Source organism: Kitasatospora sp. NPDC101176 (genome assembly GCF_044768035.1).
GTDB lineage: Bacteria > Actinomycetota > Actinomycetes > Streptomycetales > Streptomycetaceae > Kitasatospora.
This window is the reverse complement of sequence record NZ_JBIWPA010000016.1, coordinates 54,693-68,467: the sequence shown is the minus strand read 5'-3', so window position 1 is coordinate 68,467 and position 13,775 is coordinate 54,693. Positions and strand designations below refer to the sequence as shown.

11 protein-coding genes are annotated in these 13,775 nt (G+C 74.3%); 4 read left to right on the top strand and 7 right to left on the bottom strand.

Going from position 1 to position 13,775, the window contains the following annotated elements; genetic code table 11:
* Nucleotides 1–63: 63 nt before the first annotated feature.
* Complete coding sequence (locus ACIRS1_RS21940; protein ID WP_402842360.1) at nt 64–1,080, bottom strand: 2-dehydropantoate 2-reductase; 1,017 nt, start codon at nt 1,078–1,080, stop codon at nt 64–66.
* Nucleotides 1,081–1,121: 41 nt separating this feature from the next.
* Nucleotides 1,122–1,955, bottom strand: a complete 834-nt coding sequence (locus ACIRS1_RS21935; protein WP_402842357.1) for a class II aldolase/adducin family protein — start codon at nt 1,953–1,955, stop codon at nt 1,122–1,124.
* A 127-nt stretch (nt 1,956–2,082) separates the two neighbouring features.
* Here ACIRS1_RS21935 and ACIRS1_RS21930 point away from each other — a divergent pair, with 127 nt between their 5' ends.
* On the top strand, nt 2,083–2,700 hold the full coding sequence (locus ACIRS1_RS21930) for a TetR/AcrR family transcriptional regulator (RefSeq protein WP_402842354.1): 618 nt from the start codon (nt 2,083–2,085) through the stop codon (nt 2,698–2,700).
* A 54-nt stretch (nt 2,701–2,754) separates the two neighbouring features.
* Here the strand turns inward: ACIRS1_RS21930 and ACIRS1_RS21925 are convergent, their stop codons facing one another.
* Complete coding sequence (locus tag ACIRS1_RS21925; RefSeq protein WP_402842352.1) at nt 2,755–3,654, bottom strand: class I SAM-dependent methyltransferase; 900 nt, start codon at nt 3,652–3,654, stop codon at nt 2,755–2,757.
* 230 nt (nt 3,655–3,884) lie between these two features.
* Here ACIRS1_RS21925 and ACIRS1_RS21920 point away from each other — a divergent pair, with 230 nt between their 5' ends.
* Nucleotides 3,885–5,042: a low temperature requirement protein A gene (locus tag ACIRS1_RS21920; RefSeq protein ID WP_402842349.1), complete on the top strand. Its 1,158-nt coding sequence runs from the start codon at nt 3,885–3,887 to the stop codon at nt 5,040–5,042.
* A 134-nt stretch (nt 5,043–5,176) separates the two neighbouring features.
* Here the strand turns inward: ACIRS1_RS21920 and ACIRS1_RS21915 are convergent, their stop codons facing one another.
* The 4 genes from ACIRS1_RS21915 to ACIRS1_RS21900 all read right to left on the bottom strand — a co-directional run bounded on the left by ACIRS1_RS21915 (nt 5,177) and on the right by ACIRS1_RS21900 (nt 9,755).
* Nucleotides 5,177–6,532 carry a GH1 family beta-glucosidase gene (locus ACIRS1_RS21915; RefSeq protein WP_402842347.1) on the bottom strand — a complete coding sequence of 452 codons (1,356 nt, stop codon included), beginning with the start codon at nt 6,530–6,532 and terminating at the stop codon, nt 5,177–5,179.
* Between the two features lie 61 nt (nt 6,533–6,593).
* Nucleotides 6,594–7,436, bottom strand: coding sequence for a carbohydrate ABC transporter permease (locus ACIRS1_RS21910; RefSeq protein WP_402842344.1), 843 nt, complete (start codon nt 7,434–7,436; stop codon nt 6,594–6,596).
* Nucleotides 7,433–8,449, bottom strand: coding sequence for a carbohydrate ABC transporter permease (locus ACIRS1_RS21905; RefSeq protein WP_402842343.1), 1,017 nt, complete (start codon nt 8,447–8,449; stop codon nt 7,433–7,435). The genes ACIRS1_RS21910 and ACIRS1_RS21905 overlap by 4 nt, the downstream gene beginning before the upstream one ends.
* A 1-nt stretch (nt 8,450) precedes the next feature.
* Nucleotides 8,451–9,755, bottom strand: coding sequence for an ABC transporter substrate-binding protein (locus ACIRS1_RS21900; RefSeq protein WP_402842340.1), 1,305 nt, complete (start codon nt 9,753–9,755; stop codon nt 8,451–8,453).
* A 164-nt stretch (nt 9,756–9,919) separates the two neighbouring features.
* On the opposite strand from ACIRS1_RS21900, the gene ACIRS1_RS21895 reads away from it, so the two are divergent.
* Together ACIRS1_RS21895 and ACIRS1_RS21890 are read left to right on the top strand one after the other, a co-directional pair.
* Nucleotides 9,920–11,158 carry an ROK family protein gene (locus tag ACIRS1_RS21895; RefSeq protein ID WP_402842338.1) on the top strand — a complete coding sequence of 413 codons (1,239 nt, stop codon included), beginning with the start codon at nt 9,920–9,922 and terminating at the stop codon, nt 11,156–11,158.
* Between the two features lie 220 nt (nt 11,159–11,378).
* Nucleotides 11,379–13,619 carry a discoidin domain-containing protein gene (locus ACIRS1_RS21890; protein ID WP_402842335.1) on the top strand — a complete coding sequence of 747 codons (2,241 nt, stop codon included), beginning with the start codon at nt 11,379–11,381 and terminating at the stop codon, nt 13,617–13,619.
* Nucleotides 13,620–13,775: the final 156 nt, after the last annotated feature.

Below are 13,775 nucleotides of genomic sequence, written 5' to 3'. Positions count from 1 at the left end.
TCGCAGCGGGGTCGCGGTGGGGTCGCGGTGGGGGCCGTCGACCTGCCGGTCGGAGCCGGACCCTCAGCCGGGGTCGAGCGCCGCCAGCAGCTCCGGGCCCGACCACCGCCGCGCCGCGCCCGGACCGGCCCGCTCGGCCTCGCGGACCAGCTCGACCAACCGGCCGTTGGCCGGCGCCGGCAGACCGTGGCGCCGGGCGAGGGCGATCACCTCGCCCTGGAGCGAGTCGATCTCGGTGGGGCGGCCGCGCTCCAGGTCCTCCCACATGGACGAGCGGGCCCGCTCGTCGATCCGCAGACCGGCCGCCGCCACCCGCCGGAAGAGCGCGTCGGGCAGCCCCAGCAGCCCGGGCGTCCAGCGCGGCGGCACCGGGCCGAGGCGGGCGGGCGCGACCCCGGCCGCCCGGAAGGCGGCCAGCGCCTCCCGCTGGCACCGGGCCAGGCAGGCCCGGTACGCCCGGGTGCCCAGTTGCTCGCGCAGCGGCAGGCCGGAGAGGGCGTTCACCGCGTTGTTCAGGTTCATCAGCAGCTTCGCGGCCTGCACCGCGGGCATGTCCGCCCGCAGCACCAGCCGGAGGCCGCCGGCCCGGGCCGCCGCCGCGAACGGCCGCGCCTCAGGGGCGTCCTCCAGCATCAGCGCACCGCCGCTGCCCTGGTGGACGGCGGCCGGCCCGCTGCGCAGCACGTTGTACGGGACCATCCCGGCGAGCACCCGGTGTCCCGGTAGCCCGGCCCGCAGTTCCGCGGTGTTGTGCAGGCCGTTCTGGAAGCTGATCACGGCCGCGCCGGGGGCCAGCCGGCCGGCCAGCTCGCGGGCGGCCGCCCGGGTGTCGGCGGACTTGACGGTCACCAGCACGTAGTCCGCCGTCGCGGCGGCGTCCGCGTCGGTGGCGACGGTCAGCCCGCGCACCTCCCGCCGCGCGCTGCCGGGCCCGGTCAGCGTCAGCCCGTCCCGCCCGACGGCCGCCATCGCGGCCGGCCGGCCGATCAGCGTGACGTCGGCGACGGCGGCGAGCATGCCCCCGAGGTGGCAGCCGATGCTGCCGGCGCCGAGCACCGCGATCCGTGGTTCCCGCTCCACCCGTGGTTCCTCCCTCCCGAGGTCCGGCCGCCGACGCCCGGTCAGCCGGCCAGGTCCGGGTCGGTCGCGCGGATCTGCTCGAACAGCGGCTGCGCCTGGAACCAGCCGGCCAGCTGCCCGCCGACCTGCCCGCGAGTGATCAGCGCGGTCTCCCGGTCGATCGACTTCGGGCTGCCGGCCGCCATCGCGAGCAGCTGGGCCTGGCAGGAGCGCTCCATCGTGACGAACCACCAGACCGCCTCGGCGACGGACCCGCCGACCGTCAGCAGGCCGTGGTTCTGCAGGATCACGGCCTTGTGCGCGCCCAGGGCGGCCGCGATCCGCTTGCCCTCGTCGACCTCGTTCACCACGCCGCGGTAGTCGCTGTACAGCCCGTGGTCCTCGAAGAACGCGCACGCGTCCTGGGTGAGCGGATCGAGGGTGATGCCGAGGCTGGAGAAGGCCTTGCCGTGCAGCGAGTGCGCGTGGGCCGCCGCGATCGCGTCCGGGCGGGCCGCGTGCACCTGGGAGTGGATCACGAACGCGGCCCGGTTCACCGGCCGGCTGCCGTGCAGCAGGGTGCCCTCGTGGTCCACGAGGATCAGGTCCGAGGCCTTGATCATGCTGAAGGGCATCCCGAACGGGTTCACCCAGAAGCGGTCGGGGTGTTCCGGGTCGCGCACGGTGATGTGCCCGGCCACCCCCTCGGAGAAGCCGAACCGGCCGAACAACCGAAACCCGGCGGCGAGTTGTTCCTTCCGGTACCGGCGTTCCGCGGCCACCGAGTCGAAGCTCGGCGGGAGCGGCAGGGTGACACCGGCGGGCAGTGGTCCGACGGCGGCGGCGAGCGCGGCGGGCAGCGGGGTGCCCGCGCCGGAGGGCGGTGGGGTGCTCATGGGCCCAGAAGATACAATGATGTATCCGATACGACAATGGATCCGATCTGCCGGCGGACCCGACCGGCGGCGACGCGACCGGCGTGGGACCGGATCTGCCGGCTCCGAGTGAACCGGGACGCCACCGATGCCCAAGGGTGAGACCAAACGACGTCCGCGCACCCGCGCCGCACTGCTCCGGGCCGCGCTGGAGACCTTCGCCGAACAGGGGTTCCGGGCCGCCACCATCGAGCAGATCTGCGAGCGGGCCGGCTACACCCGCGGCGCGTTCTACTCCAACTTCAGCAGCAAGGAGGAGCTGTTCCTCGCGCTGTTCGACGAGCACAGCGACCGCATCGTCCGGCGGATGACCGACCTGGTCGACTCGATCGCCACCGAGGACCTCACCGTGCAGGCACTGGTCGACGTCCTCTGCGAGGTCGAACCGGCCGAACGCGACTGGTACCTCGTCACCACCGAGTTCACCCTGCACGCCATCCGCGACCCGCAGGCCGCCTGGGTGCTCGCCCAGCACGACGCCCGGCTGCGCGCCCAGCTGGCCCGGGCCCTCACGCACCACCTGGCGCGGGCCGGGCGCACCCTCACCGCGGACCCGGACGAGGTCGCCCGCCTGCTGGTCGCGATCCGCGAGGGCGGACTGGCCCAGAGCTACGTCGAACCCGGTGAACTGCCGCCGGGCAGGCTCGAACAGCGCTTCCTGGAGCCGCTGTTGACGGCGCTGACCGCGGAGTCCGGCACGCCTTGACGGCCGGAGCCGGTGCGCCCCGACGGCGGGCGCGGCGGCCTCGGGCCCTCGGGGTCAGAGCCGGTCCGCCCCGTCCGCGGAGGGGCGGCGGCCCCAGGCGGTGATCATGCCGGGGGAGAGGTCGGCCAGCTCCGGGGAGGCCAGGTAGGCGAGCGCCCGGTCGAGCTCGCCCGGCTCCAGGGCGGTGCCGGCCTCCAGGGCGTCGCGCATGCTGAGCCAGGTGCTCCGCCAGAAGGCGGTGACCGGCGCGTCGGGGGTCAGCGGCGGCACGTGGACCTCCGCGCCGACCTCGCGCAGGCCCAGGCCCCGCAGCACCTGCGGGTAGCGGGTCACCCAGGTGACGTCGGTGCCGATCCGCTCGCGCAGGGCCTGCCACATGGCCGCCATGGTGTGCCGGTAGGCGAGCTGCGGGGAGTCCGCCGTCGTCAGGTCGACGGCGTCGCCGACGACCAGCCAGCCGCCCGGGGCCACCCAGTCGGCCAGGCGCGCCAGCACCTCCGCGTGCTGGGGCAGGTGCATCAGGACGAAGCGGCAGTGCACCAGGTCGAAGCGGCCCGGTGCCAGCGCCGGATCATTGACGTCGGCGGCCATCGTGTGCAGGCGGCCGACCGGGTGGGCGTTCACGAACCGCGGGTCGCGGTCGAGCGCCAGCACCTCGTCGACGCCGGCCTCCCCGGCCAGCCAGCGGCTGATCGTCCCGGTGCCGGCTCCCACGTCGAGGCAGCGCCACCCGGGCCCGACACCCAGGGCGGTGAGCCTGGCCCGGGTCACCGCGTCGTAGGCGAGGGCGCCGTAGTCGATGCGCTCGCCCTCGCCGGTCTCCTCCGGGGGGAAGAGGTCCGTGCCGTAGTGCCCCTCGTCCGGGGCTGCGGCAGCCGAGGACCGGGCGGTCCCGGCCCGGCCACCCTCGGGCCCGTCGTTCCGGGGCTGTTCGTCCAAGGGTCGGTCATCCACGGGAGCTCCTCACCGAAACACCGAAACACCGAAACGGGTTGGCGCGGCCAGGCGCCCGCCCGTCGCCCGGACAGCGGTCGACGACCTGTTACCGTCCCACCCGCGGCCGTCCCCAACCGCCCACCGCCCCGATCCGACCCGAACGGCCCCCGCCCGGCGGCCGGACCCCGGGCGCGACACGGCGGCCCCGGAACCGCGGAGTAGCCGCCACCCGGGGGCAGAGTGGCTCCGTGAGTGAGAACGCTGCGCCGGTCGACGGCGAGGAGCACCGGGCCGGCTGGTTCGAGCTGTTCTTCGACCTGGTGTTCGTGGTCACCGTCGCCGTGCTCGCCCACGGCCTGCACGGCGACCCGGGCGCCGCGGACTTCGGCAGGTTCCTCGTCCTGTTCTTCCCGGCCTGGTGGGCCTGGGCGAACCTGACGGTGACCGTCAACGTGTTCGGCTCGGCGGCGCCGCGGATGCAGGCCGTCCTCCTCGTGGCGATGCCCGGACTCGGCCTGATGGCGGCCGCCGCACCCGAGGGGCTCGGCGCGCGGGCGTGGGCGTACGCGCTGGGCGCGGCCTGGGTCCGGCTGGCCCTGTTCGGCATCTGGTGGGGCCACGCCCGGCGCCGGGACACCCCGCTGCCGCTGTGGCGCCCGCTGGCGTACTGCCTGCTGCCGGCCGTGATCTGGGGGGTCTCGGCGGTGCTGCCGAGCCCGGAGCGGTTCGTGCTGTGGGGTGTCGGGATCGCCCTGGAGGCGGTGCTGCTGGCCGTCCGGGCCGGGGTGTCGCCGGAGTTCTACGAGCGGATGTCGATCGAGCACCTCGTCGAGCGGATCGGCCTCTTCGTGGTGATCGTGCTCGGCGAGAGCGTCTTCACCGTGGTCTCCACGCTCGCCGACCACTTCACCGCCGCCTCGGCCGCCGCCGCGCTGCTGGGCTTCGTGGTGGTGGCCGAGCTGGCCCAGGCGTTCTTCCGCTGGGGGACGTCGGCCGCCGTCCGCGGGCTCGACCGGGCCCAGGCGGGCGGTGCCAACACGACGATCCGGGACACCGTGATGTACCTGCCGTTCGTGCTGGTCGCCGGTGTCACGGTGCTCTCGGGCGCGCTCGGTACGGCCGTCGCCGAACCCCGGCACCCCCTGCCGCCGGGCGCCCGTTGGGCCCTGTGCGGCGGGATCCTCGCCTTCTACACCGCCAACGCGGCCATCTCGCTGCGCTACGGGGACCGGGCCCGTACCGTCCTCGGCTGGTACGCGCCGGCCCTGGTCCTCGTCCTGGGGGCGCTGGCCCCGGCCGCCGTCCTGCTGCCGGCCTGGGGCGCGGTGGGGGTCGGGGCCGCCGTGGTGCTCGCGCTCACCGCGCTGGCCAAGCACCGCACCCGCGCCGGCCCCGGGGAGGGCTGAGCGCGGGTGCGGACCCGGGGCGCCCCCGGGGAGGGCTGAGCGCGGGGACGGGCGCCGGGCGCCCCGGGGCCAGGACGGCATCCTCGCCGGACCGGCTCTGCGAGTGCCGGGAAGCGGCGGGTCCACCGGTGCCGTCAGCCGGACCGGCCCGCGCCGGTGCGGCGGGTGGCGATCAGCTCGGCGTACCGGCGGCCGCTGGTCTTCACCGTGCGCCGCTGGGTCGGGTAGTCGACGTGGACCAGGCCGAAGCGCTTGTCGTAGCCGTACGCCCACTCGAAGTTGTCCAGCAGCGACCACGCGAAGTACCCCGCCGGCGCGGCCCCCCGGGCGGCCGCCCGGGCGCAGGCCGCCAGGTGCTCCTGGAGGTAGTCGGCGCGCTCGGGGTCGTGCACGGCGCCGTCGGGGGCGACGGTGTCCGGGTAGGCGGAGCCGTTCTCGGTGACGAAGATCCGCCGCACCCCGTAGTCGTGCGCCAGCCGCACCAGCAGCTCCTCCAGGCCCGGGGCGTGGACCTCCCAGGGCATCGCGGTGTGGCGCGGGTTGGGGCCGGGCAGCTGGCGGAACCGGGGGGCCGGGCCGTGCGGGTCGTCGGCGACGATCTGGCGGAAGTAGTAGTTGAGGCCCAGCCAGTCCAGCGGCGCCGCGATCAGCTCCAGGTCCCCGTCCCGCAGCGGCAGGTCGACGCCGTACTCGGCCCGCATGTCCGCCGGGTAGCCGCGGCCGAGGACGGGGTCGAGCCACCAGCGGTTGACGTGGCCGTCGGCGCGGACGGCGGCCGCGAGGTCGGCCGGAGCGTCGGTCGCGGGCTCGATCGGGCTGAGGTTGTTGACGATGCCGATCCGCGCGCCGGGCGCCGTCGCCCGCAGGGCCCGGACCGCCAGGCCGTGCGCGAGGTGGAGGTGGCAGGAGGCCCGGACGGCCGCGGTGAGGTCGGTCAGCCCGGGGGCCATGGTGCCCTCCAGGTGCCCGATCCAGGCGGAGCAGAGCGGTTCGTTGAGGGTGGCCCAGTGCGTGACGCGGTCGCCGAGCCGCTCGCCCACCGCCGCCGCGTACTCGGCGAAGCGTTCGGCGGTGGAGCGGACCGGCCAGCCCCCGCGGTCCTGCTGGGCCTGCGGGAGGTCCCAGTGGTAGAGGGTCGGGAAGGGTTCGATGCCGGCGGCGAGCAGGCCGTCGACCAGCCGGTCGTAGAAGTCCAGGCCGGCCTGGTTGACCCGGCCGTCCGCGAGCGGCACCACGCGCGGCCAGGCGATCGAGAACCGGTAGGCGTCCAGCCCGAGGGAGCCCATCAGGGCGACGTCCTCGGGCCAGCGGCGGTAGTGGTCGCAGGCGGTGTCGCCGGTGTCGCCCCCGGCGACCCGGCCGGGGGTGTGCGAGAAGGTGTCCCAGATGGACGGTGCGCGGCCGTCGGCGTCCACCGCGCCCTCGATCTGGTAGGCGGCGGTGGCGGCCCCGAACAGGAAGTCGGCGGGCAGGGCGCTGAGGTCGGTCACGGGGCGGCCTTTCGGCGGGTCGGCTGGCGGGAGGAGGGGCAGGTGCGGGGGCGGCGTCCGGTCACTTGACGGCTCCGGCGGTCAGCCCGGCGACCAGGAAGCGCTGGAGCAGCAGGAACCCGGCGACGACGGGCACGCTCACCACGAGGGACGCGGCCATCACCTGGTTCCAGTAGACGTCGCTGAGCGTCGCGTAGCCCTGGAGGCCGACGGCCAGCGTGCGGGTCGAGTCGTCGGTGAGGACGGAGGCGAACAGCACCTCGCCCCACGCGGTCATAAAGGCGTACACGGCGACCGCCACGATGCCCGGGCGCGCCGCCGGGACGATGATCCGCACCAGCGCCCGCACCGGCCCGCACCCGTCGACGAGGGCGGCCTCGTCCAGGTCGCGGGGGATGGAGTCGAAGTAGCCGACCAGCATCCAGATCGAGAACGGCAGCGAGAAGGTCAGGTAGGTGAGGATCAGTCCGCCGCGGCTGCCGTACAGCGGCAGCCCGGTCGCGTTGCCGACGTTGACGAAGATCAGGAACAGCGGCAGCAGGAACAGGATCCCGGGGAACATCTGGGTGGACAGCACCGTCACGGTGAACAGCCGGCGTCCGCGGAACCGGTACCGGCTCACCGCGTACCCGGCGAGGATCGCGACCAGCACCGAGCAGACGGTCGAACCGGCGGCCACGATCAGGGAGTTGACGAGGTAGCGGCCGAGCGGCACGGTGTGCCAGATGTCCAGGTACGGCCGGAGCGTTACCGTGCTGGGGATCCAGCTGAAGGGGCCCTGGACGTCCCGGAGCGGTTTGAGCGAGCTGGAGAGCATCACCAGCACCGGGGTGGCGGCGAACACCGCCAGCCCGGCGAGCAGGATCCGGCGCAGCCACCGGAAGGACGCGGACGCCCCGATCATCGCGCGCTCCTCCGTCGTGGGGCCGCCCGCCGGGAGGTGAGCAGCAGGTAGCCGGCCGTCACCAGCAGCAGGAAGAGCAGCAGGAGCACCGACATGGCGGAGCCCGCGCCGAAGTTCCAGGTGACGAAGGAGGACTGGTAGATGTGGACGGACACCAGGTCGGCCGCCTCCGGGGCGGACCTGCCGAAGAGCAGGTAGGGCGTGTTGAAGTCGTTGAAGGTCCAGAGGAACAGCACGAGCACCAGGACGAGGTTGACCGGCCGCAGCGACGGCAGGGTGATCCGGCGGATCTGCTGCCGGATGCCGGCTCCGTCGAGGGCGGCCGCCTCGTAGAGCTCGCGCGGGATGTTCTGCAGTCCGGCCGTCACGGTCAGGAAGGCGAACGGCCAGCTGCGCCAGACCGAGACGGTGACCAGGGCGGTGAAGCTGTTGTCGCCGAGCAGCCAGAACGGCTTGTCGTCGACCAGGTGGAGCTGGTCGTGGAGGACGTGGTTGAGCAGGCCGGTGTCCCGCTGGAGCACGAACGACCAGGTGATGACCGCCGCGTACACCGGCAGCGCGTACGGCAGCAGGAACAGGGCGCGCAGCAGGGCGCGGCCGCGGAAGGCGTCCTGCAGCAGGACGGCGGCCACCGTGCCGAGCAGCCAGGAGAGGCCGACGGCCAGGACGGTGAACGCGCAGGTGACCCAGAAGGAGTGCAGCAGCGCCCGGCCGACCGGGGCGTGGAAGTCCACGGCCACACGGTAGTTGGTGAACCCTGACCAGGGCGCGGCGGACCAGTCGCGGAGGGTGAACTGGGTGAGCTTCCTGAAGCTCATCGCCGCGCCGACCACCATCGGGGTCAGGTGGACGAGCAGTTCGAGGAGCAGGGCCGGCAGGAGCAGCAGGTAGGGCAGCGCGGCGCGGCGGCGGGCGCGCCGGTCGGGGCGCTGGGGGCCGGCCGCCGGCGGCGGCGCGGGCGCGGGGGAGGCGGCCGGCGTGGCGGGCGGGCGGGCGGTGGCGGGTCCGGACACGTCAGCGGGCCGGCATCTGCTGCTGGGCCTTGCCGAGCTCGGCCCGCACCGTGTCGTCGGTGACGGGCCGGCCCGCGGCGGCGGCGCCCATCAGGTTCTTCACCGCGGTGCCGACCAGGGTCTCGAACTGGCTCTCCTCGGTGACCTGGGGCAGCGGCGCGGAGCTGGTCCTGAGCACGTCGGCGAGGGTCCTGAGCTCGGGCGTGGCGAAGGCCGGGTCGGCCTGGGCCTCCTTGACCGGCGGGATCGAGCCGTAGGCCCGGTTGAGCTGGACCTGCTCCTCGGTGCCGGTCAGGAACTTCACGAACTTCAGCGCGCCGTCGGCGTTGTGGCTGTTGCGGAAGACGGCGAGGTTGATGCCGGCGACCATGGAGGTGGTGGCCCGGGCCCCGGCGGCGCCGGCGGGCGCGGGGACGGGGGCGACGGCGTACTCCTCGGGCTTCATCCCGTGCGAGGCGAGGTTCGCCCCGGCGGACTGCCACAGCAGCATGGCGGCCCGGCCGGTGGCGAAGTCGGTGACGGACTGGTTGTTGCCGTACTCGGCGTTGCCCGGGGCGGCGATCTTCTCGGTACCGAGCAGTCCGACGTACTGCTTGACCGCGGCCACCGCGCCGGGGCTGTCGAAGGCGGGCCGGCCGGAAGCGTCGAAGAAGTCGGCGCCCTGCTGCTTGGCGAGGGTGAAGGCGTGGTGGACGTTCTCGGAGACGTTGCCGCCCTCGAGGGCGAGGCCGTAGCGGTCCCCGGAGGTGAGCCGGTGCCCGTCGGCGACCAGCTCCTCCCAGGTCGCGGGCGGGTGGTCGATGCCCGCCTCGGCGAAGAGCCGCTTGTTCCAGTACAGGCCGTAGGCCATCGAGTAGAGCGGCAGGGCCGCCGGGTCCTGCCCGGTGGCGCCGGTGGAGGCGAGTGCGGAGGGCAGGAAGCGGTCCTTGCCGCCGGTCCGGTCGAGGGCGGCGGCGTCGAAGGGCAGCAGGGCGCCGGTCGCCTGCAGGGAGGCGGACCAGGTGTTGCCGATGTTGAGGACGTCGGGCCCCTGGCCGGAGGTGGTCGCGGCGAGGATCCGGTTCAGCAGGTCGGACCAGGGGACGACCTCCAGCTTGACCTTGATCCCCGTCTGCTGCTCGAACTTCTTCAACTCGGGTTCCAGGACCCGGCGGTCGTCGTCCAGGCTGGTGCCCTGGTTGGACGCCCAGTAGGTGAGCGCGGTGGGGCTGCTGTTGTCGCCGGCGCCCTGGCCGCCGCAGGCGGTGGCGGTGAGGACCAGTGCGGCGGCCAGCGAGGCGGCCGCGGCCGTGCGGCTGATGGGCATGATGGTGGCGCCCCTCTCGGACGGGTTCGGGGGAGGGAATGCGATCCGGAGACGAAGGGAAGTACGCTGTGCAGCGGCTTACTTCACGGCGTGATTTAAAGGCCGTGGGTCGCCACGCGTCAAGGGATCGGACCATCGGTGACTGATCGTCAGGAGGGGTGCCCGTGACCGGGCGAGGCTGGAACACGGTGCGCGACCTGCGCAGGGGCAGCCGGTCCACCGTGCTGCGGAGGCTGTACTTCGACGGGCCGCTCAGCCGGCAGGAGCTGGGCGCCCTCACCGGGCTCAGCGCGGGCTCCGTCAGCAACGTGACCGGTGAGCTGCTGGCCGACGGCCTGATCGAGGAGTGCGGCTCGGTGGGTTCCGACGGCGGCCGTCCGCGGACCATGCTGCGGGTCGCCGCCGGCCGGGCCAGACTGGTGGGCGTCGACGTGGGCGAGACCCAGGTCCGGGTCGGCCTGTTCGACCTGACCCGCACCGAACTGGCCGCCAGCGACCGGCCGCTCACCGACCGGGGGCGCGACGCCGGCCACGTGGCGGAGCTGATCCTCGCCGGCCTCGCCGACGTGCTCGAACGCACCGGCACCGCTCCCGGGGCGGTGCTCGGCGTCGGCGTCGGCGTGCCCGGCATCGTCGACCAGGGCGCCCCCGGTACGGACGGGCTGGGCGTCGTCGTGCACGGCCAGACCGTCGGCTGGGACGCCGTCCCGCTCGGCCGCCTGCTGCGCGCCGGCACCGCGCTGCCGCTGTTCGTCGACAACGGGGCCAAGACGCTCGGGCAGGCCGAGATGTGGTTCGGTGCCGGGCGCGGTGCCCGGCACGCGGTGGTGGCGCTCTTCGGCTCCGGCGTCGGGGCCTGCGTCATCGCCGACGGCGCGCGCTACCGCGGGGCGAGCAGCAGCGCGGGGGAGTGGGGGCACACCAAGGTGCACGTCGGCGGGCGGCGCTGCCGCTGCGGCGCCCGTGGCTGCCTGGAGGCCTACGTCGGCGCCGAGGCCCTCGTCGAACGCTGGGGCGCGGCCCCGCCGGGCGACGAGAAGGCCGGGCTGGCGGCGCTGCTCGCGGCGGCCGAGGCCGGGGAGCCGGCGGCCGTCGGACTGCTGGACGAGGCCGCCGAGTACCTCGGGGCGGGGATCGCCGACCTGGTCAACCTGTTCAACCCGGAGCGGATCGTGATCGGCGGCTGGGCCGGACTGCGGCTCGGGCCCCGGCTGCTCCCCGGCATCCGCGCCGCCGCCACCGGGTACGCGCTGCGCTTCCCGTACGAGCACGCCCTGATCGTGCTCGGGACCCTGGGGCCGGAGGCCGTGACCATGGGGGCCGCCACCCTGCCGCTGTCGGACTTCCTGGATTCCGGCGGGCGGACCCCGGATCGTTCGCATCTCTCCGATGCCAGCGCATAGTTCACGCCATGACGAAAGTGGGGCAGGACGGGTTGACAGTGCGCTGCGGCGGCCGGAGACTCCCCGTCAGGGACGGTCCCCGGACCAGAGGCCCGGGCGATCCCCCGACCCGTCCCGCCGGTGGACCCCCATCGCCGTGGCCCGGTGAGCCCGCCCAAGGGCCGGTGCCGCGGCCGTGCGCCACCGGCCACCCCCACCCACCTCACCAAGGGACATGCCGATGAGGCATTCTTCAGCACGCCGGCGTCCGCTGCCGGGCGCCGTCCTGGGCCTGCTCGTGTTCCTCGTGTCAGCCCTGGCGGTGCCCTCCCCGGCCGCCGCCACCCCCGCCCACCCGGCCGCCGCCGCTTCCGGCCCGGCCGCCGGTGCCGCCAGCGCCCCCGTCCCCGCCCCCGTTGCCGCGGGCGCGGACTGCGGCACCGACAACGCGGCCAAGGGCCGGCCCGCCACCGCCTCGAGCACCGAGAACGCGGGCACGCCGGCCGGCGCGGCCGTGGACGGCGACCCCGGCACCCGGTGGTCCTCCGCCTTCGCCGACCCCCAGTGGCTGCAGGTCGACCTCGGCGCGGTCCGCCAGGTCTGCCGGGTCGTCCTCGCCTGGGAGACGGCGTACGGGAGTTCGTACCAGATCCAGGTGTCGGACGACGGCTCCTCCTGGCGCACCCTGTACGGCACCACCAGCGGCAAGGGCGGCACCGAGACCATCCCGGTCACCGGCAGCGGCCGCTACCTCCGCCTGAACGGCCAGGCCCGGGGCACCGAATGGGGCTACTCGCTGTGGGAGCTCCAGGTCGGCACCTCCGACGTGCCGCCGGTCCAGGGCGGCGGGGACCTCGGGCCCAACGTGCTCGTCTTCGACCCGTCGACGCCCGGCATCCAGGCCACCGTCGACCGGGTCTTCAAGCAGCAGGAGTCCAACCAGTTCGGCTCCGAGCGCTACGCACTGCTGTTCAAGCCCGGCACGTACGGCGGCAACCTCAACGTCCAACTCGGGTTCTACACCTCCATCGCCGGCCTGGGCCTGCGACCCGACGACACCACCGTCAACGGGGACGTCACCGTCGACGCCGGCTGGTTCAACGGCAACGCCACCCAGAACTTCTGGCGCTCCGCCGAGAACCTCGCCCTCAACCCGGTCAACGGCACCGACCGCTGGGCCGTCGCCCAGGCGGCCCCGTTCCGCCGGATGCACGTCAAGGGCGGCCTCAACCTCTCGCCCGCCGGCTACGGCTGGGCCAGCGGCGGCTACATCGCCGACAGCCGCATCGACGGCAGCGTCGGCAACTACTCCCAGCAGCAGTGGTACACCCGCGACAGCGCGATCGGCGGATTCACCAACGGCGTCTGGAACCAGGTGTTCTCCGGCGTCCAGGGCGCGCCCGCCCAGAGCTTCCCCAACCCGCCCTACACCACGCTGGACACCACGCCGATCTCCCGCGAGAAGCCCTTCCTCTACCTCGACGGCGCCGACTACAAGGTGTTCGTCCCGGCCAAGCGCACCGACGCCCGCGGCGTCTCCTGGGACGGCACCCCCCAGGGCGAGTCGCGCCCGCTCAGCCACTTCTACGTCGTGAAGCCGGGCGCCACCGCGGCGACCGTCAACGCGGCCCTCGCCCAGGGCCTCGACCTGCTGTTCACCCCCGGCGTCTACCACCTCGACCGGCCGATCGCCGTCACCCGGCCCGACACCGTGGTGCTCGGCCTCGGCCTGGCCACCCTGGTGCCCGACAACGGGGTGACGGCCGTCCAGGTCGGCGACGTCGACGGCGTACGGCTCGCCGGCCTGCTGGTCGACGCCGGCCCGGTCCGCTCCTCCGTCCTGGTCCAGGTCGGCCCCGACGGGGCCAAGGGCAACCACGCCGCCGACCCGACCACCCTCCAGGACGTGTTCGTCCGGGTCGGTGGCGCCGGCGCCGGTGCCACCACCACCGGCATCGTCGTCAACAGCAACGACGTGATCGTCGACCACACCTGGATCTGGCGGGCCGACCACGGCACCGGCGTCGGCTGGGACGTCAACCCCGCCGACTACGGCCTGGTCGTCCGCGGCGCCGACGTGCTCGGCACCGGGCTGTTCGTCGAACACTTCAAGAAGTACGACGTCGAGTGGTCCGGCGAACGCGGCCGCACCGTCTTCTTCCAGAACGAGAAGGCCTACGACGCCCCCGACCAGGCCTCGATCCAGAACGGATCCACCCTCGGCTACGCCGCCTACAAGGTCGACGACAACGTGACCGTCCACGAGGGCTGGGGCCTCGGCAGCTACTGCTACTTCAACGTGGACCCGACCATCCGCATGGACCACGGCTTCGAGGCGCCGACCCGTGCCGGCGTCCGGTTCCACGACCTGCTGGTCGTCTCCCTCGGCGGCAAGGGCCAGTACAACCACGTCATCGACGGCACCGGCGCCGCCACCTCCGGGACCTCCACCACGCCGTCGACCGTGGTGGCCTACCCGTAGGGCTCACACCCGCACCGTCGGCCGGGCTGCGGTCGGTCGGCCCGGACGAGGAGCCCGGTACGGCCGGGGCCGCCACCACCCGGTGGCGGCCCCGGCCCCTGTGCCGTCCCGGGCCCTCCGCGCGCCCTCCGCGCGACTGCCGCGCGCCCTCCGCGC

Excerpts from the sequence above, each read along its gene's own strand:
- ACIRS1_RS21935 (WP_402842357.1), bottom strand. The coding sequence starts at position 1,955 with ATGAGCACCCCACCGCCCTCCGGCGCGGGCACCCCGCTGCCCGCCGCG.
- ACIRS1_RS21900 (WP_402842340.1), bottom strand. The coding sequence starts at position 9,755 with ATGCCCATCAGCCGCACGGCCGCGGCCGCCTCGCTGGCCGCCGCACTG.
- ACIRS1_RS21910 (WP_402842344.1), bottom strand. The coding sequence starts at position 7,436 with ATGATCGGGGCGTCCGCGTCCTTCCGGTGGCTGCGCCGGATCCTGCTC.
- ACIRS1_RS21930 (WP_402842354.1), top strand. The coding sequence starts at position 2,083 with ATGCCCAAGGGTGAGACCAAACGACGTCCGCGCACCCGCGCCGCACTG.
- ACIRS1_RS21890 (WP_402842335.1), top strand. The coding sequence starts at position 11,379 with ATGAGGCATTCTTCAGCACGCCGGCGTCCGCTGCCGGGCGCCGTCCTG.